We start from the raw sequence: 21,127 nt of genomic DNA, 5'->3' as shown, positions 1-21,127 counted from the left end.
GAAAAAGGGGAGGAAATATGAAGGGGTTCACCCTGTCCGCGTCCGCCGCCGCGATCGCCTGCGCCGGCCTCTCGCCCGCCTTCGCCCAGGAGGCGGAGCAGCAGGCCGCCGAGGAGCAAGGCCTGGCCGAGATCGTCGTCACGGCCCAGCGGCGGACGGAGCGCCTTCAGGACGTGCCGGTTTCCGCCACGGCGCTCGATGCGGCGGCGCTCGAACAGAATGCCGTCGCTACCCTCTCCGACCTGCAGACCGCGACGCCGTCGCTCTCGATCACCGACAATGGCATCACGCAGAACGTCAACATACGCGGCATCGGCCTCGCCAGCGATTCGCCAAATGTCACGGCCGGCGTCGCCACTTATGTCGACGGACTGTTTCAGCCGCCGATCGTGCAGGCGAACAGCTTCTACGATCTCGCCAGCGTCGAAGTGCTCCGTGGTCCTCAGGGAACACTCGTCGGAAGCAACTCGACCGGTGGCGCCATCTTCATCAACTCGCGCAATCCGGACCTGGGCGAGCTGGGCGGTTATGGTGAAGTCGCTTACGGCAATTACGACATGGTGGCGGCCGAAGGAGCGGTGAACTTGCCGATCGCCGAAACGGTCGCTTTGCGCGTCGCCGGATTCTACCGGCGCCGCGACAGCTTCTACGAAGATGTCGGACCGTTCGACAACGACGCGGGCGAGCTCGACGAAAAAGGCGCGCGTGCCACCTTGCTCTGGGAGCCGGGCTCCTTCCGCGCGATCGCAAAGGTCCATATCAACGACCGGCAGACCGGCGGCTATGCCTATCGACCGATTCCGGGAACGACCTTCGCGCCGTTTCGCGTCGGCGACATCCGCACGTTGAGCTTCGACGAGCCGACCGCGAACCGCGACCGTGCGTTCATGACCAGCCTGGAACTCCGCCAGGAGCTGTCGAGCGGGATCGTTCTGCGCTCGCTCACCGGATATCAATACAAGCGCATCAACAACCTCTACGACGTCGATGCATCTCAGGCGCCGCTGGCGGCCGGCGGGGACGTCAGCCAGGACTATTTCGCCGGAGAGAGGCAGTACAGCCAGGAGATCAATATCATCTCGCCGACCGATGGTCGCTTCGACTGGATTTTGGGCGCCTATTTCCAGCGCAACGACATCAAGGTGCGCATCTACGAGCTGCAGGGTGCCTTCCCGACCGACATCACGCCCGACAATCAGCGCACCACCACCGGCATATTCGCGCAGGGAAACTACCAGCTCACGCCCCAACTCGAGGCGCAGCTCGGCGCCCGCTATTCCGCCTACGAGGCGACGGGCACCGGATCGGTGACGATCGGAAGAGGCATCCCCGGATTTCCCCCGAGCGGCCTCGTCGTCGCCGACCTGACGGGATCGCACGAAGATGCCCGAGTCACCGGCAAAGCGGCCCTCAACTGGAAGCCGGACGAGGACAATCTCCTCTATGCCCTCGTCGCGAGAGGCTACAAGCCGGGCGGCTTCAATTCCGCGACGTCGGAGTTCGACCCGGAGATCGTGTGGAGCTACGAAGTCGGCTGGAAATCGAGCTTCCTGGGGCGGCGCCTGCGCACCCAGATCAGCGGCTTCTACAATCGCTACTCCAACTTCCAGTTCAACGTGGTGGAGCCCACCACCGGGTTCAGCGGTGTCGAGAACATCTCGACGGTGACGATCAAGGGCATCGAGGCCCAGGTCCAGGGCCGCTTCGGCGGGTTCGGCTTCGACGCCAGCATCGCCTATCTCGATTCCGAGCTCGGTAGCATCACCTTCGTCAACACGCGCAACCTGCCGCCCGGCACGCTGGGGCCGCAATGTCCGCCCGGCACGCCCTCCTCTCCGCCGGTCTGCTTCGACTATAATCCGTTCCTGCAGACGATCGACGGACAGCCGAACCTCTACGCTCCGGAATGGACCTACAATGTCGGCGTCGACTATGAGTTCGATCTCGGGTCGGCGACCCTGACGCCCCGGCTGAACTTCTCCTATGTGGGGCCGCAATTCACCTATCTGGGCTTTTCACCAGTGACGGACAGGATAGAGGGACGCCACCTGCTTTCGGCCCTACTCACTTACCGTCGCGACCGCTGGCGCGTGGAACTCTTCGGCACCAACCTCACCAACGAACGCTATGTGTCGGGTCAGTTCGGCAGCAACGAATTTTACGGCGCGCCCCGCGAATATGGCGTTCGCCTGGGCCTGACCTTCTAGAAAGACGCTGGAACGCGATGCTTCCCCGGCCGGCCGATTGAGCAATCGTCGCCCGCATCGCTGACGGCTCGCGGTTGCAATCGATGGAGAAGATGACGAACGACGGCGCCCCGGGCGCGCAGAGGCCCTTCTCCCAGCGGCCTCGAGGCGTCGTGGCGGTGTTCGATGCGGATGAGACGCCCGAGGAGGGACGCTCGGGCGACGGTCGCGGGCTCGCTTTTGAAGTCACCGCCGAACGCCTGCCCGCATGGTCGCCTCTCGCCATTCTCCCGGTTCCAGACCGGCGACCGTCCAGTCCCCGATGCTCCATCGTGCCAGCCTCAGGGTGGGATGCCCGACGGCTGCCGTCATCCTTCGAACCTGACGGTTCCGTCCTTCACGGATCGTCAGCTTGATCCAGCAGTCGGCTATGCTTTTGCGGAAGCGCACCGGCGGATCGCGCGGCCAGAGATCGGGAGGGCTGATCCGCTCGGCCGCGGCCGGCCGAGTGAGTCCGTCTTTCAACGGGATGCCCTGCCGTAGCCGCTCAAGGCTCTTGTCGTCGATATCCCCCTCGACCTGTACCAGATAGGTCTTGGGCAACTTGAAACGCGGATCGGCAATGCGCGCCTGCACATTTCCGTCGTCGGTGAGGATCAGGAGGCCCTCGCTATCGCGGTCGAGGCGGCCGGCAGGATAGACGTCCGGCAGGCCGACGAATTCTGCCAGGGTCTTGCGCGCCGGCCCTTCGCTGCCGCCCGTGAACTGCGAAAGTACGCCGTAGGGCTTATTCAGCAGGATCAGACGAGACATGGGGCGGGAGAATTCCGATCAGGGGCCACGTCAAGCACTCGGGCGTGCGGTAGCGGTCCGGCGATTCTACATGAATGCCGCTCCGAAGCCATTCCGTCCGGGCTCCGTCGGCTATCCGCCTATGCACGACACGGCCCGACGAGCACAGCGGTTGTGAATGCGGCCACAAGGTATAGACTGCCGCGTTGACGTCTGCCGTGCGACCGCAATACCGAGTGCAGATCTCTGCGCCCGCGCATCGAGAGCTTTCGAGCGACAGTCTGCGCGCCGCACTCGTACAAGTCTGGGACGCATGCCTGAATGAATCTGCGCCACATCGAGATATTTCACGCCGTCTACGTCAATGGTTCCGTGAGCGCCGCGGCCCGAGCGCTCAACGTGTCGCAACCGTCCGTTTCGAAGATGTTGCGCCATGCTGAGAGCTTGCTGGGCTTTCAGCTTTTCAGACGAACCAATGGCGGACTGGTGCCGACCGAGGACGCGCATACGCTCTTCGCGGAGGTCCGGGAGATCCAGGACCGGGTGCATGCGCTTCGGGAGGCGGGGCGGAACCTTCGCCGCGGCACCGGCGGAACGCTGCGCATTTCGGCGCTCCCGTCGCTCGCGCTCGATGCCATTCCCACCGCGGTCGCGAGCTTTCTGCGCACCCACGAGAATGTGAAGTTCGACCTGCAAACCGTGCACCACGACGACCTGCTTCGGAAGCTTCACGAGCGCGAGACGGACATTGCGGTCGCCTATCAGGTGCCTCCGGCGGCGCCCATCGTTCAGCGCTGGCTCGGCGAAGGCGAGCTCGTCGTCCTTTATCGAGAGCAGGACATGCCGGATGCGCCGCCCTGCATCGAGTTGCAACGGTTGCAGGGCCAGCGCTTCATCAGCCTTGCTGCGAGCGGCCCGACCGGTCGCCTCTTCACCGAGGAGCTGGAGCGCCTGAACCTCGAACTCGAGGAGGTCGTTTCCGCCCGCACCTTCTACATTGCCGGCGCGCTGGTCCGGCACGGCGTCGGGATGACGGTGGTCGACAGCTTCACGGCCCAGGCCTGTCTCGCGCCGGGCCTGGCCATGCGTCCGCTGAAGCCGCGCGTCACCTTCGACATCCACGCCATGTTCCTGATCAACCGGCCGCTTGGCGCGCTCGCGACGGAGTTCCTGAAAGCGTTGAAGCGCGTCCTCGATGCTCCATAGCGTCGGGCTATAGCGCGCCGTCTCATGGATATGCGTGAGGGTAAGCGGCTGCGGGCTAGCTTGAGGCGACGATGATCCCCGCGCCTTTCCTTCTCTATCTGGGCCACACCGCCGACCCGCTTGCGATCAAGACGTCGCGAGGCGTGGCCATGTTCCGTCGCGATGCTTGCGTCGGCGAATTCCGGCACGACGATTGTCCGCTGACGCTGGGCCTGCAACGCATGGCCATGGCCGAAGCGGTTGCGGCGGGCGCCCGAACGCTGATCCTCGGCATCGCCGGAGCCGGGGGCAAGCTCGGAGCCGACCTCGTCGAGGATGCGGCGGCGGCGCTGGAAGCCGGCCTTCATGTTGCCTCGGGTCTCCACCAGCGGCTTCGCGACGAGCCGCGCCTCGTCGCGCTCGCCGAGCAACGGAACTTGCGGCTGTTCGACGTCCGCGATCCGCCTCCGGGCCTGACGGTCGGCAAGGGCGATCCGCGGCCGGGCAAGCGCCTGCTCACCGTCGGCACCGATTGTTCGGTCGGCAAAATGGTGACGACGATCGCTTTGGCCCGGGGACTGCGCGAGCGCGGCGTGGCGGCCGACTTCCGGGCGACGGGCCAGACCGGAATCTTGATCGCCGGCGAAGGCGTGGCGGTCGATGCCGTCGTCGCCGATTTCATCTCCGGCGCCATCGAGCAGCTCGCACCGGCGCGCATCGACGATGGCTGGGACCTGATCGAAGGCCAGGGCTCGCTCTTCCACCCCTCTTTCGCAGGGGTATCGCTCGGGCTCCTGCATGGTGCCCAGCCAACCGCGCTCGTTCTGTGTCACGAGCCGGGACGACCCCATATGCGGGGGATTGCCGGCCGCGCCCTTCCCGATCTCGCCGAATGTCTCGAAGCCAATCTTGCGGCGGCGAGGCTCACCAGCCCCGATGTGCAGGCCGTCGGCGTTTGCCTCAACACCTCCGGTATGGACGTGCAGGCCGCGCGCCGGCTGTGCGATGCCACCGCAGACAGGCTGGGCCTTCCCTGCACCGATCCGGTCGCCTTCGGGGTGGACCCCATCATCGATCAGCTATGTCCCGCACCTTCCACGCACAGCACGATTGCTTCCCTTTAACCCGTCCGTTCCGGATCGCCCGCGGGACGAAGTCGGCGGCCGATCTGGTGACGGTGACGATCGGCGAGGGCGATTCGACCGGGCGGGGCGAGGCCGCTCCCTATCCGCGCTACGGAGAAACGATCGATGGCACCCTCGCCGCTATCGAGCAGATCCGACCGCTGATAGAGCAAGGCGGAGGACGCACCGAGCTCCTCGAGGCATTGCCCGCCGGGGCCGCTCGCAACGCGATCGACTGTGCCTTATGGGATCTGGAGGCCAAGCGCTCCGGGCGCGATGTTGCGGCCCTGATCGGCGGCCCCGCTTTGCAAGCCATCCCCACCGCGATGACCGTGGTGATCGACACGCCGGACGCGATGGCCCGGGAAGCGGCCATGCTGGCGCATGCGCCGGTGCTGAAGGTCAAGGTGGATGCGAACGATCCGGCAGCGCAGATCCTGGCTGTGCGAGCGGCGGCCCCAAGGTCTGACCTGATCGTCGATCCCAATGAAAGCTGGGACCGAGCGGTGATGGAGGCGATGCAGTCGGTGCTCGTCGAAGCGCGGGTCGGGCTGCTCGAGCAGCCGGTCCCTGCCGGCTCGGACGAATGGCTGGAGGACTTTACCCCGGCGGTTCCGATCTGTGCCGACGAATCCGTCCATGTGGCGGCCGATCTCGCGGTCGTCGCGCGACGCTACCAGGCGGTGAACGTGAAGCTCGACAAGACTGGCGGGCTCACGGCGGCGCTGGAGCTCGCCCGGGAGGCGCGAGTGCGCGGACTGGGTCTCATGACCGGTTGCATGGTGAGCTCCTCGCTGTCGATCGCGCCGGCGCTGCATATCGCCATCCTCTCGGACTTCGTCGACCTTGACGGTCCGTTGTGGCTCCGGGAAGATCGGCCGGGCGGGGTAAGGGGAGACGGCGGCTTCATCCATCCGCCGGCGGCGGGCTTCTGGGGAAATTTGCAAGCATGAAGCGAATTGCGCTGCTTCTGGCCATCGGGATGCTCGGTGGAGCCGCGGCGCCGGAGCGGGTCGACCTGATAATCCGCGGCGGCACCGTCTATACCGGATCCGAGGCGCCGTTTGTCGGCGACGTGGCGGTCTCCGGTGATCGAATCCACGCGGTCGGGCAACGGCTCCCGCATCAGGCTTCACGCGAGATCGATGCCAGCGGAATGATCGTTGCCCCCGGTTTCATCGACCCGCATACGCATCTCGGCGCGCAGCTCACCGGCGAAGACGCCCAGCAGCGGCTGATTCCGGGCTTTCTGATGCAGGGGGTGACGACCGCGTTCATCGGCAATGACGGCGGCGGGGACCCGGACGTCGGCGTCGTGATCGGCAGCGCCCGGACACGGCCCGTCGGGATCAACTATGCCGCCTATGTCGGGTTCGGCGGAGTTCGGGAAGCCGTCATCGGCGAGGCGGACCGCGCGCCCACGCCCGACGAGCTGGCGCGGATGCGGCAGATGGTCGCGGCGGCGATGTGCCAGGGCGCGCTGGGACTTTCGACCGGTCTATTCTATGCCCCGCAAAGCTTCGCCGAAATGGACGAGGTCGTCGCGCTGGCCCGCGAGGCCGGCAACCGCGGGGGCGTCTACGACAGCCACATCCGCGATGAATCCTCTTATTCGATCGGGCTGGCCGCGGCGGTGGACGAAGCGATGGCCATCGGGCGCGAGGCAGGATTGCCGGTCAACATCTCCCACATCAAGGCGCTCGGCGTAGACGTCCACGGTCAGGCGCCGGCGATCATCGAACGGATCGAGGCGGCGCGCCGGTCCGGGCAGCGGGTCACCGCCGATCAATATCCCTGGTCGGCGTCGGGCACGAGCCTCGCCGCCGCTTTGGTGCCGCGCTGGGCGCATGACGGCGGTCGGCCCGCAATGCTGCAGCGTTTCGACGATGCGAGCGTGGCGGAGCGCCTGCGCGCGGACATGACGGAAAATCTGCGCCGGCGCGGCGGGGCCGAATCGCTGCTGATCACGCAAGGATTGTATCGGGGGCAGAGGCTCGCCGAGGTCGCCCGGTCGCTCGGCACCGAGCCGGTGGCCGCGGCCATCACCGTCATCCGGGTCAGCGACCCTTCGGTCGCGTCCTTCAACCAGACCGAGGAAGACATTGCCGCCTTCATGCAGCGGCCCTGGGTGATGACCGGATCCGACGCGTCGGGCGGGCATCCCCGCGCTTATGGGAGCTTCGCCCGCAAATATGCCGAATATGTGCGCGGGCGCGAGGTGCTGAGCCTGCGCGAGTTCATCGAGCGCAGCACGGCGCTCACGGCCGACACCTTCCGGCTCGCCGACCGCGGCCGGCTGCGGCCGGGCGCCTTCGCCGACATCGTCGTCTTCGATCCGGAATCCTACGCCGCCCGGTCGACCTATGAGGAGCCGACCTTGCTGGCGACCGGGGTCCGGACGGTGCTCGTCAACGGCGTGCCGGCGGTCCAGGATGGTGCGTTGACCGGCGCGGCCGCCGGACGAGGGCTGACGCAGACGCCGCCGGCCGGTAGTTGCCCGTGACGCTGCTGCGCGGCTGGTTCGCCATCCCGCTATGGAAACGCGTGCTGGCCGCGCTGGCTCTCGGCCTCCTCCTTGGTGCCTTCTGGCCCCAGGCCGCTCCCGCAGTCCAGTTTCTCGGCGAGCTGTTCGTCCGCGCGATACGGATGCTGGTGGTTCCGATCGTGCTGGTGACCATCGCCGCGGGAATCACCACGCTTGGCGATCCCAGGCGGATCGGCGGAATCGGCGGGCGCACGATCGCCCTGTTCGCTTTGACCACCGCCATCGCGGTGTCGATCGGCATGGCGACGGCGAGCCTCATCCGGCCGGGCGAAGGGGCGCCGCTCGGTACCGCCGGGCCGCACGCAATGGGCACCCCGCCCACGCCCTACGAGCAGCTGATCGGCATCATCCCGGTCAACATTTTCGACGCGCTCGCGAATGGGGACATGCTGGCGATCATCTTCGTCGCCATCCTGCTTGGCGTCGGTACCCTGCTGGCGGGAGAGGCGGGCCGGCCCTTCGCGAACCTGCTCGAGTCGGCAACGACCGTTTTGCTCAGGATCGTCGGCATCGTCATGGAAGCAACGCCGTTCGGCGTGTTCGCGCTGATCGCCAATGCGGTCGCCGCGAACGGCGCGGCGGTTTTCGTCAATGTCGGCTGGCTGGCGCTGGCGGTCGTGCTCGGCTCCGCGATCCAGATTCTCCTGGTTCACAGCCTGTTGCTGCGGTTCGTCGCGCGCGTCCCGGTGCTGCATTTTTTTCGCGGTATCATCGATGCGCTGGCGGTCGCCTTCTCGACCGCTTCCAGCTCTGCGACTCTGCCGGTCGCCATGCGGGTCGCGGAGAAGAATCTCGGCGTCGGCCGTCCGATCTACTCGACCGTGCTGCCGCTCGGAGCCAGCATCGGCAAGGATGGCACCGCCATGTATGTCGGCCTGCTCAGCATGTTCAGCCTGCAGGCGCTCGGCGTGCCGCTCACGCCGACGACCTATGGGCTCGTCCTGCTGACCGGCGCGCTTGCCGCGTTCGGCACTGCGCCTGTCCCGAGCGCATCCTTGTTCATGCTCGCGGCGGTGCTTTCGTCGGTAGGCGTCGCACCGGAACAGACCGCCTTGGTGGTCGGCTTCGTGCTGCCGTTCGACCGACTGCTCGACATGACGCGAACGGTGCCCAGCGCGAGCGCGAATCTCACCGTCGCGACGACCGTGGCGCGCTGGGAGGGCGAACTCGACGACGATGTGCTTCGTTCTCCGCATGAGGACTGAGATGATCGATTTGGCAGACTGGCACCGCGACGGATATGCGATCGTCCGTGGCTTCTTCACACCCGAGGAAGTCGCCGCGATCGGCGCGGACATCGACGCCGTCCATGCCGAGGGCGTGGCGCATGGCCGCAGCTTCCGCCACGGCAATCTCTTCTACAAGATCTCTCGAGCTACGCACGGTCCGCTGGTGCAGATGGTGCAATGGCCCTCCTATCATCGGCCCGCGCTCGATGCGGTGCGCCTCGATCCTCGCTTCGCGGCGCTGCTCGAGCCGCTGATCGGGCGCGACGTCAAGCAGATCATCAACCAGATCCACTGGAAGGCTCCCGGAGCCGCCAGCGATTTCGCCTGGCACCAGGACTCACGCTTCCGCCGGCCCGCCGATTGCTACCGCAATCTCGGAACGTCCTACGTCCAGACCGGGCTTGCGATCGATCCGCACGGGCCCGAATCCGGGGGCATGGCCTTCCTGCCGCGCAGCCATCTGCACGGCGACCTCGATCTCGATACCTCCACCGAGGTGCTGGGCAATGTCATGCGCGAGGACGAGCTCGAGCGGGTGGGACTCTCGGCCGCGGATTCGATCCAGCTCGTACTCGACCCGGGCGATCTCGCGCTGTGGAATCCCTATCTGGTCCACGGTTCGGGCCCCAACCGCTCGCACCATCAGCGCCGCTTCTACATCAACGGCTATGTCCGCGCACGCGATTGCGACCGCGGCGAATGGGCGTTCCGCGAAGGCCGGCCGGTTCCGCTCGGCCCCGAGCCCGCGATGGTGCACTATGAGGAACTGCGCGAACGGGGCGAACCGCACTACGTTTGATAGTTTGCGAAACGCATGCTGAGCCCGCTGCGGTTCAATCCGACCTGTAGAAGCGGACGTTCCCCAGCTCGAGGGCCGCTTGGCCGCCCGGCTCGCCTTCTAGCCGGAAGACCAGCGCCCGAAGCCGCGCGAGATCGAGACGGTTCGCAGGATCGGGGCTCCGGAGCGCGCTGAAAGGGATGACGATCTCGCGCATGGTCTCGCCGGCGCTGAAGCTGGTTCCGAACGAATCTCTCGGCCCGATGCCGTAGCTTTCCAGCAGCAAGGCATAGCGGCCAGTCCCACGGGCATCGAACGCGATACCGGTGAAGCCGCGGGCGTCCGCTAGCTGGATCGCTCCGGGCGTGAGCGGCAGCACGAGGTTCGCATAAGGCTGCCCAGCCGCGCCCAGGCGCGCATAGAGGAACAAGCGCCCCTGCCCCTCCTGCACGCGGACATGATGCAAATGGCTGTGATCGATGCCGGGCTCGTTCGTCTCGACCGGCAGCGTGCCCAGATCGGTGCGGCCGTTCCTGCCTGCGCCAGTATCGATCGGCCCCGCCATTCGGTGGCTCGGCAGGGGCGATAGCGCATCGGAATCGAGCAGGCGCCGAAGCGCCGGGATGGCGATCTCGTTCCCCGAGACGAAGACCCGGCGGACATCGTACAGATCCTCGACCCGCTCGTCGGGGCGGCCGCCCACGAGGACGAGGTCGGCGCGCTGCCCGGGCGCGATCCGGCCGCGATCTTCGGCCTGCCGGAGAATTCCTGCACTGACGCCGGTCGCGGCGGCCAGCGCCTCCGCCGGCGTGAAGCCGTGCTGCGTCAGGACGCGGATCTCGCGCGCCGCCGAAGAGCCCTGATAGACGCCGCCGATGCCTGCGTCGGTGCCGATGCCGACGCGGACGCCGCCCGCCTTCAGGCGCCGGAGATTCTCCCGGAGGATGGTCCAACGCCGCGCCTCCAGATCGGGTATCGACTCTCGCGGCTGCGCCATCCGGGCTTCTTCTCGCGCACGCTCGGGCCCGCGCAGCTTGCGCCACTCCGCGGGCGAGAAGGCGCGGTCCTGCTGCGGTTCGTAGACGACCATCGTCGGGACATAAGCGGTGCCGTTCGTCCGCATCAAAGCGATCAGTTCGTCGTCCACGATCGCATCCCCGATGCCGTGGCCGAGCGCGTCGACGCCGGCGGCGGCGGCCACTTTGGCCCCTTCCAGCGTGACGGTGTGGGTGATGACCGGAATGCCCGCTTCATGCGCCCGCTCGACGATGGTCCGAAGCGTCGGCAGGTTCATGCTGTCGAGGTCCGGCGATCGACCATAGCGCCAGCCGTCGGTGAACACCTTGATGACGTTCGGCCGGTAGGCAAGTGCGCGACGCATCGCGATCTCCGCTGCGCGCGGCGTCGTCGCCTGAAGCGTGAACGCATCGCCCCAACCGTATTCGGTCCCATGCCCCTGCGGAACGCCGAGGCGGATGGCGAGCATCAGGTTCGGCGCCGTGACCGCGCCCGATCCCGTCATCTCCCGGATCGGCGCCAGCATCTCGCCCGACACGGAGAAGTCGTTGACGGTGGTCACGCCGTGCACGAGATGTCCGGCATAGGCCTTGCCGAGGTCTTCCGGCGCCGAAAAGCCAGGCGCGCGAAGATGCGTATGCAGGTCGTGCAGGCCCGGGATGAGGGTCATGCCCCGCGCGTTCACGACTCGGGCCCCGCGGGGAGCGCGCAGGCCGCGGCCGACCCCGACGATCCGCTCGTCCCGGATCAGCACGTCGGCGGGCGCAGCCGGCGCGCCGGTGCCGTCGAAAACATGCGCGCCGCGGATGAGCGTGCCGCCCTCCGGTGCAGCGCCAAGGCACAGCAGCCCCAGCAGGACGCAGACGAGCTTCGTCCAGCTCACGGCAGGGGCTGCTTGCGCATCAAGGTGAGGTCGAGAAACGTCTCGGTCGCGCGCAGGCCGCGAAGCCAGCTGTCATAGCGGAAGAAGCTGTGCCGCTCATTGGGGAAGACCAGCTCGCGATAGGGAATGTTGCGGGCGGCCAGCTCTCGGGCGAGGAGCAGCGACTGCGAGAAATCGACGTTGCGATCGTCGTCGCCATGGATCAACAGGACCGGTGATCGCCACCGCTCGATCGCGCCGAGTGGCGAGGAATCCCATTGAAGCTGGCGTGCCCGCTCCTGCGCTTCGGGCGACAGCGTGTTCGGCACCGGGCGGAGCATGCTGTGGACGCCGTGGAAATCGATGCCGGCGGCGAAGAGGTCGCTGTCCCGGGCCAGGGCGAGCGCGGTGAGATAGCCGCCCCAGCTTCCGCCCCAGACACCGATGCGAGCCGGGTCAACCTCGTCCTGTGCGGCCAGCCAACGGCCGGCGGCGAGGATGTCGCGATATTCCGACGCCCCCTCCCGGCCGGTGTCCGGCGCGTCGCGGAACGCTGATCCGTAGCCGGTGCCGCCCCGATAGTTCACGGCCAGCACATGATAGCCCTGGCCCGCCAGATACTGGTTCATGACGTAGGCATTGGAATAATAGCTGGATGGGTGAAAGCCGAGCAGCATCTGCCGGCGCGGACCTCCATGAACGTACACCAGAGCGGGGCGCCTTCCGGCACCGCGCGCGCGGAAGAGCTGGCCCCTGATCTCGAGACCGTCGGCTGCCCGGAATGTGATGGGTTCCGGGGCAGCGAAGCCGGTGGCGGTGGGCACCTGGGCCAGAGGCAGGTTTTGCTCGCCGAGCAGGACAGGGTGGGCCGGATTGGAGACGTCCGTCGCGATCGCGGCCACTTGGCCGCCGGCAATCGTCGGGAAGAAGTGCATGGCGTCGCCGTCACTCAGGCGCATCGGCGCGCCATCCCCCAGCGGCCGGCTCCAGATGCGACGGCGGTCGATATGGTCGGCATTCGCCGCGTAGAGGAGGAGATCCCGCTCCCGGTCGATCAGGAAGGTTTCCACCTCGAAGTCGCCGCCGGTAAGCGCGCGCGGCTCGCTGCCCCGCCGTGCCTCCAGTGCATAGATGTGAAGCCAGCCGGTGCGCTCCCAGGGAAAGAGGATCAGGCCGCCCCGGCTCCAGAAGAGATTGCGGCTGCGCGTTCCGACATAGCGGCCGCCAGGCCCCGAGGGCGCAGACCAGAGCGTGCGGGCGACCCCAGTGGCAAGATCGACGATCCGGATCGACCAATAAGGTCCGCTGTCGGGAGAGGCTTCGGCGGGCGGCGAAAGATAGCGGACGAAGGCGACCTCACGCCCGTCCGGCGAGAAGATCGGTTCGACGGAATGGCCGAGTCCCGGATCGAGATAGCGAAGCCGTTGGCCGTCGGCATCCAGGATCGCTACGTAGCTGTGCTCGCCGCGATCTTCGGAAAACAGCAGCTGGGTGCCGTCCGGCGACCAGGTGAGGCGATCGACATGGCCGTCGACCTTGGCAAGGCGCCGCGCCTCGCTGCCGCGCGTCCAAAGCCACAACTCGCCCCGGCGGGTGAAGGCCAGCCGCTCGCCGTCCGGCGAGAAAATGGGCGAATGGCCCTCCCCTATGGCCAGCGGCGTGCCGCCGCGCGTGGAGACCAGGAACACCTCCTGGGCCGGCGTGGTCGGCGCGATGCCGGTATTGGGCAATGCCTGCTGATCCGGGAATTCCTCGTCGCCGCCGCGGACGAAGGCGAGGCTGGCGCCGTCGTCGCTCAGGACGAGGCCGTAGAGTTCCTGACCATCATCCTCTGTGAAGGCGGTGAGGCGGTGCGTCGCCTGGCCGGCCGTCGCCATCCAGATGTTGCGCACCCCGGCTTCATTCTCGACCCACGCGAAGCGGGGCTCGTCGCGCGCGCCGACGAGGCCGCTCGCCACCGGCAGGCCGAGCGCCTCGGCAAGACGGCCACGTTCCTGGGCGACGCCGGGCTGGGAGAGTGCAAGGCCGATGACGGCCAGCCAGAGGCGGAAGAACATGCGCGGCGCCATGGCCTATGCTTGAAGCCGCTGCGCGCGCGCCACGCAAGCGCCGGCCGGATGGAAATGCCCCCGCGTTATAGCGGCGGCAACGCTCTGAATGAGCGATGCCGGGTTGTTCCTCGCGCGATGTGCCCTAGGCTTTGTTCATGCCAACCCTCCGTCTCCCTCCCCTCGGCGCCTTGTTGGCCCTCGCAATCTGTGTGGCTTCTCCGGCCCAGGCCCTGCAGGCGCCGCTTCAGCAACGGGTCGAGGCAGCGTTGGGGGCCGCGGGACCCGGAACGCGCTTCGGGCTGATGGTCACGACCGAGGATGGCCGCGAACTGATCGCGATCAATCCAGACGGCCGCTTCATCCCGGCGTCCAACACGAAGATGCTGACCACCGCCGCGATCTTCGCGAACCTGGCCGGGCTGGATCAGCCGGACGCGGTGGGCGGCGCGGCGGTGCGGCTCGACGGAGACGGGCGGAGCGTGCCCGACGTCATCCTGACCGGGCATGGCGATGCCCGCCTGTCGAGTGCGCCGGACTGCGTCGTGAATTGCCTCGCCGCACTGGCCGACACCGTCGCGGCGCGGGCGCGCCAGGTGCGCCATGTCGTCGGCGATGACAGCCTCTTCCCCGACCAGCGCTGGAGCCCCGGGATGAGCTGGAACAACATCCAGACCCGATATGGCACCGCCATCTCGGCGCTGACGCTGGACGACAACGAACTGCCGATGCGTGTTTCGCCGGGCGCCGTCGGCGAGCGTCCCGCGGTCGAGATATTGCCATATTACGAGGTGCTCAACGTCGCCACGACGGTCGCGGACGGGGCGACGGAGCTGAGCTTCCACCGGCTGCCGGGCAGCCGCACGCTGCGCCTCAGCGGAACGATCGCGGCCGGCGCCGAGCCCGAAACGCTGCGGCTCGGCGTGGACGATCCGGCCCATTTCGCGGCGTGGCGGCTGCGGGCCCTGCTCGAAGCACGCGGTGTCCGGGTGACCGGTGAGACCCAGGTCCGTCACCGGCCGTTCACGCCGGCCGATGATCCGGCAAATCGCAACGACGCCCCGGCGCCCCGGCCGCCGGCAACGGAGGCGCTCGCGCGCCTGACCCCTCCGCCGCTCCTCGAGGACGTCGTGCACGTCAACAAGGTCAGCCAGAATCTACATTCCGAGCTTCTCATCCGCCGGCTCGGGCTCATCGCCGGTTCCGGCTCGATCGAGGATGGCGTCGCGGTGATTGCGGCCATGATGGAACGGGCGGGGGTGCCGAGGACCGCCTGGGACCTTTCCGACGGCTCAGGCATGTCTACCTACAACCGCCTGGCGCCGCGAGCGGTCGCCACTCTGCTGCGCTGGGCTGCCGCGCAGCCGTGGGGCGCGGCGTGGCGCGCGACATTCCCGATTGCCGGAGAAGACGGCACGCTGGCCCGCCGCTTCCGCGGCACACCGCTCCAGGGCCGCCTGTTCGCCAAGACGGGAACGCTCAACGCGACCAATGCTTTGTCAGGCTATATGATCGCCCGCAGCGGCCAAACCCTGATCTTCTCCTTTTACGCCAATGACGTTCCCGGTGACGCCGGCGCCACCGAGACGATGGATTCGGCGCTCGCGTTGATCGCGGCGGCAAATTAGGGTCTGGCCCTAGCCTCGTCCCAGGCGGCGATCACCGCATCGCCCGTGGCACGGCGCAACTCCAGGATGCCGGTCTCGCGATGCCGGGACGGATGGACGCGGTTGGTGAGAAGCGTCCAGGCGAGGCCGCGGCCGAAATCCACCCAAAGGCCGGTGCCGGTGAAGCCGGTATGCCCGATCGTTTCGTCCGAGCATGCGTCCCCGCCAGGCCAGCTTTCGAAGCGGCGTTCCCAGCCGCAGGTGCGGTGCCCGTACACGGGCGTGCGGATCGCTTCGAGCCTGAACGGCGTGGTGCCGCCGCCGTCCAGCAAGCCGGCTGCGAAGTCGAGCACGCCCGCCACCGTCCCGAACAGCCCCGCGTGGCCGGGCGCCCCGCCGAGCGCCCAGGCATTCTCGTCATGGACCTCGCCTTTCATGACGCGCCCGCGCCAGGAGCAGGCTTCGGTCGCTACGGCCGGTCCGGGCGGCGGGCCGAAGCTCAAGCCCGGCCCGAGCCGCCATTCCGATAAAGGCGCGCCGGTAATCCGCTCGACGGCAATTCCGAGGAGGATGAAGTTGATGTCGGAATAGACTGCCGGGCCATGGCGCCACGCCCGCTGCAGCACGAACGCGCGTAGACGGTCCGGGTCGTCGCCATACGTGTAGATCGGCTCGACCGCCGGCAGGAACGTGCGATGGGCGAGGCAGTCACGGAACGTCAGGTTCCGCTCGGGTGCCGTCGCGACCTCATATTGGCGCAGGTCCGGTATCGCGTCGGTGAGCGGCCGGTCGAGACCGATCCGTCCCTCCTCCGCCAGGGTCAGGATCATGGTCGTCGTGGCGATGACCTTGGAGACTGAGGCGAGGTCGAACCAGTGATGCTCCGTCAGCGGTTCCGGTTCCGGCAGCAGCGCGGCCATGCCGGCCAGGCGGGTCGCCCGCCGCCCGTCGGCCGAAACGAGGCCGAGCACCGCGCCGGGTATGCGGCCGGCAGCCACGGCCTCCGCCGCAGGCGCGAAGGCCCGCTCCGCCACCGCGTCGATCATGCCGAATTCTCCGCCGGCCGCGGTCTCGCATTGGCGATGATCGGCAGGAACAAAAGCGCGGCCAGGCTCAACAGCCCCGACAGGGCGAAGAACAGGTCGAAACCTCGATAGCCGGCGCGGTCGAAGGCCTCGACGATCCCGCCGCCCGCCCCGGACAGCAGCCGCGGCAGCAGGAAGGCGAATCCCGACAGAAATGCATATTGGGCGCCCGGATAGCGGGGATTTACGAGCATCGAGAGATAGACCACGAACACGGCGCCGGCCATGCCGTTGCCGAACTGGTCGGCCGCCGTGGCGATGTAGAGCGCGGCGCCGTCGACGGGCTGATGGGCCAGCCAGACGAACCCGAAATTGCCCAGCGCAGCGAAGATAGCGCCGAGCGCGAGCGTCCACCCCTGCCGCCACCGTGCCGCCATCCAGCCGCCGAGTCCCACGCCGACGATGCTCGAGACCAAAGCGACATAGCTGTCGGCAAGGCCGATCTCGGTGAGCGAGTAACCGAGCTCGCGGATCATCGGCTTGGAAAGGTTGAGGGCGAGCACGTCGCCCATTCGGTAGATGGAGACGAAGGCCATCAGTGCCAGGGCCATAAAACCATAGCGCCAGAAGAAGTCGACATAGGGGCCGATCACAACGGAGCGCCGCGCCGGTGCGGTCGGCGGGAGCTTGCGGATCTTCGGCAGCGCCGCCGCCATGAGCAGAAACGGCACCATGCAGATCACCAGCACGAACGGCGTGACGTTGGTCTGGCCGGTGACGCCGACGCCCGAGGCGGCGCCGAGCAGCAGCCAGCCGACCATCGCGACGATGGCCGTCGCAGCGCCGAGGATGACGGCGCTCGCGCCGAGGCCGGTCAGCAGCGCGCGGCCGCGACTGCCCCCATGGCCGGGATCGGGCCGCATCAGCGCAAGAAGCGGGAAAGGCAGGAAGGAGGCGGCGGCAATGGCGAGATAGGCGCCGGTCCAGCCCCAGCCGGGCTGATCGGCGACGAGCAGCGCGCCGCTGCCGGCCGCGACCATGGCGGTGCGGTAGCCCCACAGGTTGGCGGCGGCGAGCGGGCCCTGTTCGGCCTGCGTCGGCGCGAGCTCGATGCGCCACGCATCGGCGGCGACCTCCAGCGTCGTCGTCCAGAAGGCGAGCAGCACGGCGAACAAGGCCGTTATTCCGAGATTTTCGTCAGAGGAGGTGAGGCCCATCGTCGCCATCGAGACGAAGATGCCGAGCTGCGCGAGCATGATCCAGCCGCGCCTCTTGCCCCAGAAGCGGCCGAAGCCCGGGACCTCATAGCGGTCGAGCAGAGGGGCCCACAGGAACTTGAAGGTCGGCAGCAATTGCACCCAGGCGAAGAAGCCGATGACGACCAGCCCGACCTCGTGCGCCTGCAGCCTGAGCGACAGCACGGTCGAAAACATGTAGAAGGGTAAGCCGGCCGAAAAGCCGAGCAGCACGTAGAGCGCCTGCCGGCCGAGGCCTCTCGGCACGACCTCGCCCGTCAACGCGCCTCCGTCTTGTGCCTGTGACGCCATCGCCCTCCCCGTCGCGGCCTCCTCGCGGACCGTCTTCACGGCTGCGCTGGTAGCATGTCCGCCGGCCTTTCCGCGGCACAATGGCGACAGGTTATGGATTGGCCAACAGAAACTATGGCGATCTGTTTCATAATTGTTACTTAATGGAGTTCGGCCGCTGCCCAGGGGGACAGATCAGATGCTTGCTTCCATTTCGCTGAAATCATTGCTCTTTTCTGGAGGAGCTTGCGCTGCGCTCGCGCTGGCCGGTACCGCATCGGCCCAGACGGCGCCGGTCCAAGGTCCGGATTCCGCTGCCGCTCAGGCAGCCGAGAGATCGTCGAGCGACGTGCAAACCCGGGACGATATCATCGTCACCGGCACCCGCGTCGTCCGTGACGGCTATGAGGCGCCGACTCCGCTCACCGTGCTGACTCAGGAAGAGATCCAGAACAGCTCGCCGACCAACAATGTCGCCGATTTCGTCAACCAGCTGCCGGCGCTCGCCGGGTCGACGCGGCCATCCAACTCACGCCTGAACCTTAGCAGCGGGCAGGCGGGCATCAACGCGCTCAATCTGCGCAACTTGGGCGAGGTCCGCACGCTGGTGCTGCTCGACGGCCGCCGGTCGGTCGCCTCGACCGTCACCGGCCTGGTGGACGTCAACACGATCCCGCAATTGCTCGTCGAGCGGGTCGAGGTTGTCACGGGTGGCGCTTCGGCGACCTACGGCTCGGACGCGATCGGCGGTGTCGTCAACTTCATCCTCGACAAGGACTTCGAAGGGCTGAAGTTCCAGGGGGACACCGGCATCACCTCTCGCGGCGACGGGTTCAACTATTCGGTCGGAATCGCGGGCGGCATGTCCTTCGCGGGCGGCCGCGGCCATGTGCTGGTGAGCGGCGAGATCGCGCATCGCGACGGCATCTTCGACGTCGATCGCGACTGGAACCATACCGGCTTCGTGCGAATCCAGGATCCCAACTGGACGTCGACCAGCACCACGCCGCAATTCCTCATCCGGCGCCAGGTCGGCGCGGTGAACTCGACTCCGGGCGGCCTCATCACCGGATCGACCGGCGGGATCCCCAATCGGTTGCGCGGCCTTTACTTCACCGGCGGCGGAGCGGTGAACCAGCTTCAATATGGCGAGCTGACCTTTCCGTCGCCCGACGGGTCCGCCCCGCCGACGCTGACGCAGGGCGGCGACTGGCGCGTCAACGATTCCGGACGGCGCATCGGCCTCGACCCGGAGGACGACCGCCGCGGCGTTTTCGGGCGGCTCAGCTACGAGGTCGCGGACGGCGTCGAGCTGTTCGCCGAAGGCTCGTACAATTGGCAGGAAGTCTTCTTCAACGCCGGCCCGAACCTGAACACCGGCGTTCGGCTGGAAGCCGACAACGCCTTCCTCATCAACACGCTGGGCGCGGAACGGCTGGCGGGCATCACCTCGGTGACGATCGCGACGACGGCCCGCGATCTTCCCTTCCGCGCGGCGAACAACAAGCGCGAGGTGCAACGCTACGTGCTTGGCGCCGAGGGTGATTTCGAGCTGTTCGGCGGACCGGCCCTGTGGAACGTGTTCGGACAATATGGACGTGCCGATCTGCGCGAGCAGCTGCGCAACATCATGCATATAGGGCGGCTGAGGAACGCGACCGACGCCGTGTTTTCGGTTCCTGGCGACACTTCCAGCCCCATCGTCTGCCGGATCAATGTCGACGCAAATCCGGACAATGACGATGCAGGCTGCGTGCCGCTCAACCGTCTCGGCATAGGCGTCGCCAATCCGGCGGCGATCCCCTACGTGCTCGGCGATCCCTATCGCGACGAGACCGTGGAGCAGATCGTTGCCGGCGCCAACCTGTCGTTCACGCCTTTCGCGACGTGGGCCGGTGACGTCAGCGTCGCGGTCGGCGCCGAATATCGCGAGGAGAAGATCGAGGGCTTCGTTCCGCAGGAATTCCAGCCGATCATCAACGACAACGACACGACGACGAACGTCTGGTCGGTCGGCAACTATCTGCCGACCAACGGCAAGTATGACGTGAAGGAGGCCTATCTCGAGACGGTCGTGCCGCTGGGCTTCGGCCTCGAGTTCAACGGCGCCGTGCGGGCCACCGATTATTCGACGGCCGGCTACGTCACGACCTGGCGCGCCGGCGCCACATGGCAGCCGATCGACGATATCAGGCTGCGGGTCACGCGATCGCGCGACGTTCGCGCGCCCAACCTCAACGAGCTCTTCCAGGCCGGCACCGCGAACAGCGACTCGGTGCGCAACCCGGCCTTCACGCCCGATGGGGCGAACGGACCGGCGACGTTCGGCTATTCGGGTTTCTCCACCGGCAATCCGGATCTGGGCGTCGAAAAGGCCGATTCGTGGAACGTCGGCGCGGTCGTCTCGCCGCGCTTCCTGCCGGGCTTCAGCGCGTCGGTCGACTATTTCCGGATCGACATGGAGGATGTGATCGACAGCCTCACCGCGCAGGAAATCGTCAATCGCTGCTTCGAGGGAATCCAGGCATTCTGCGACGCGATCACGGAGGACCCGGCGCGATCCCAGCCGGGACAGCCTTACCTGCTCATCCGCAGCCAGCCGTTCAACTTTGCGAGCAAGCTGGTGCGCGGCATCGACTTCGAGGCGACCTACCGCCTGCCGTTGAGCGACGTCTTCTCCAATGCCGAGGGCAGCTTCACGCTGCGCGGCATGGCGACGCGCTACATCGACAACATCACCGACACGGGTGTCGCAGGGACGGTGCCGCTCAACACGGTCGGCGCGAACGGCGGCCAGTACAGCACGCCCAAATGGATCTATCGCTTCAGCGCGACCTACGACACGGATGACATGTCGATCACCGCCGTGGGACGCGGTGTGAGCTCGGGCGTCTACGTCGCCAACGGCATCGAGTGCCAGACCGGCTGCCCGGTTTCGACTCCTCAGTTCCCGACCTATGACGATCTCGACATATCGGGAGCCTTCTACGTCGACCTCAACTTGACGCAGAAGATCGACTTCCTGGGGCGCGGCGACGCCGAATTCTTCGTGAACGTCACCAATGTGTTCGACTCCAACCCCATCCTGCTGCCGGAGACTGGCCTCGCGGCCAATTCGACCTACAGCGATCTGCTCGGCCGCGCCTTCCGGGTCGGCGTTCGCATGCAGATGCGCTGACGGAGCTACCTTGGAAGCCGCGGCT

Annotated in this window: 14 protein-coding genes; 9 read left to right on the top strand and 5 right to left on the bottom strand. The window is 67.2% G+C overall.

Annotated elements, in window-relative coordinates:
• Positions 1-17: 17 nt before the first annotated feature.
• On the top strand, positions 18-2,207 hold the full coding sequence (locus tag EKM57_RS04340; protein WP_129791250.1) for a TonB-dependent receptor: 2,190 nt from the start codon (positions 18-20) through the stop codon (positions 2,205-2,207).
• Between the two features lie 225 nt (positions 2,208-2,432).
• On the opposite strand, the gene EKM57_RS04335 is transcribed toward EKM57_RS04340, so the two are convergent.
• Positions 2,433-2,999: a pseudouridine synthase gene (locus tag EKM57_RS04335; protein WP_129791249.1), complete on the bottom strand. Its 567-nt coding sequence runs from the start codon at positions 2,997-2,999 to the stop codon at positions 2,433-2,435.
• Between the two features lie 300 nt (positions 3,000-3,299).
• Between EKM57_RS04335 and EKM57_RS04330 the strand changes: the two genes are divergently transcribed.
• From EKM57_RS04330 to EKM57_RS04305, 6 genes are all read left to right on the top strand, one after another.
• Positions 3,300-4,184 carry a LysR family transcriptional regulator gene (locus tag EKM57_RS04330; protein WP_129791248.1) on the top strand — a complete coding sequence of 295 codons (885 nt, stop codon included), beginning with the start codon at positions 3,300-3,302 and terminating at the stop codon, positions 4,182-4,184.
• A gap of 71 nt (positions 4,185-4,255) precedes the next feature.
• Positions 4,256-5,287 (top strand): N-acetyltransferase DgcN, encoded by a 1,032-nt coding sequence (gene dgcN, locus EKM57_RS04325; RefSeq protein WP_129791247.1) that lies wholly within the window; start codon positions 4,256-4,258, stop codon positions 5,285-5,287.
• A complete protein-coding gene (gene dgcA / locus EKM57_RS04320) occupies positions 5,245-6,240 on the top strand; it encodes an N-acetyl-D-Glu racemase DgcA (RefSeq protein ID WP_129791246.1) in 996 nt (331 codons plus the stop codon). The genes dgcN and dgcA overlap by 43 nt, the downstream gene beginning before the upstream one ends.
• Positions 6,237-7,790: an amidohydrolase family protein gene (locus tag EKM57_RS04315; protein ID WP_129791245.1), complete on the top strand. Its 1,554-nt coding sequence runs from the start codon at positions 6,237-6,239 to the stop codon at positions 7,788-7,790. Before dgcA ends, EKM57_RS04315 begins: the two co-directional genes overlap by 4 nt.
• Positions 7,787-9,037, top strand: a complete 1,251-nt coding sequence (locus EKM57_RS04310) for a dicarboxylate/amino acid:cation symporter (protein ID WP_129791244.1) — start codon at positions 7,787-7,789, stop codon at positions 9,035-9,037. The genes EKM57_RS04315 and EKM57_RS04310 overlap by 4 nt, the downstream gene beginning before the upstream one ends.
• Before the next feature lies 1 nt (position 9,038).
• A complete protein-coding gene (locus EKM57_RS04305; protein ID WP_165357166.1) occupies positions 9,039-9,860 on the top strand; it encodes a phytanoyl-CoA dioxygenase family protein in 822 nt (273 codons plus the stop codon).
• 34 nt (positions 9,861-9,894) lie between these two features.
• On the opposite strand, the gene EKM57_RS04300 is transcribed toward EKM57_RS04305, so the two are convergent.
• A complete protein-coding gene (locus tag EKM57_RS04300; protein ID WP_129791242.1) occupies positions 9,895-11,739 on the bottom strand; it encodes an amidohydrolase family protein in 1,845 nt (614 codons plus the stop codon).
• The gene (locus EKM57_RS04295; RefSeq protein WP_129791241.1) at positions 11,736-13,775 is read right to left on the bottom strand and encodes an alpha/beta fold hydrolase; all 2,040 of its coding nucleotides are present in this window, start codon (positions 13,773-13,775) and stop codon (positions 11,736-11,738) included. The genes EKM57_RS04300 and EKM57_RS04295 overlap by 4 nt, the downstream gene beginning before the upstream one ends.
• Before the next feature lie 149 nt (positions 13,776-13,924).
• Between EKM57_RS04295 and dacB the strand changes: the two genes are divergently transcribed.
• Positions 13,925-15,394, top strand: coding sequence for a D-alanyl-D-alanine carboxypeptidase/D-alanyl-D-alanine-endopeptidase (gene dacB, locus EKM57_RS04290; RefSeq protein WP_129791240.1), 1,470 nt, complete (start codon positions 13,925-13,927; stop codon positions 15,392-15,394).
• Here the strand turns inward: dacB and EKM57_RS04285 are convergent.
• Positions 15,391-16,419, bottom strand: a complete 1,029-nt coding sequence (locus tag EKM57_RS04285; protein WP_129791239.1) for a serine hydrolase — start codon at positions 16,417-16,419, stop codon at positions 15,391-15,393. The genes dacB and EKM57_RS04285 overlap by 4 nt on opposite strands.
• Entirely contained in the window at positions 16,416-17,915 is a 1,500-nt protein-coding gene (locus EKM57_RS04280) for a permease (protein ID WP_243450881.1), read from the bottom strand. Before EKM57_RS04280 ends, EKM57_RS04285 begins: the two co-directional genes overlap by 4 nt.
• Before the next feature lie 358 nt (positions 17,916-18,273).
• Between EKM57_RS04280 and EKM57_RS04275 the strand changes: the two genes are divergently transcribed.
• A complete protein-coding gene (locus tag EKM57_RS04275; RefSeq protein WP_371414115.1) occupies positions 18,274-21,102 on the top strand; it encodes a TonB-dependent receptor plug domain-containing protein in 2,829 nt (942 codons plus the stop codon).
• Positions 21,103-21,127 lie beyond the last annotated feature (25 nt).

The sequence above is a fragment of the Sphingosinicella sp. CPCC 101087 genome (assembly GCF_004151485.1).
GTDB lineage: Bacteria > Pseudomonadota > Alphaproteobacteria > Sphingomonadales > Sphingomonadaceae > Allosphingosinicella.
The sequence above is the reverse complement of the archived record's forward strand: the minus strand, read 5'-3'. Positions and strand labels throughout refer to the sequence as shown.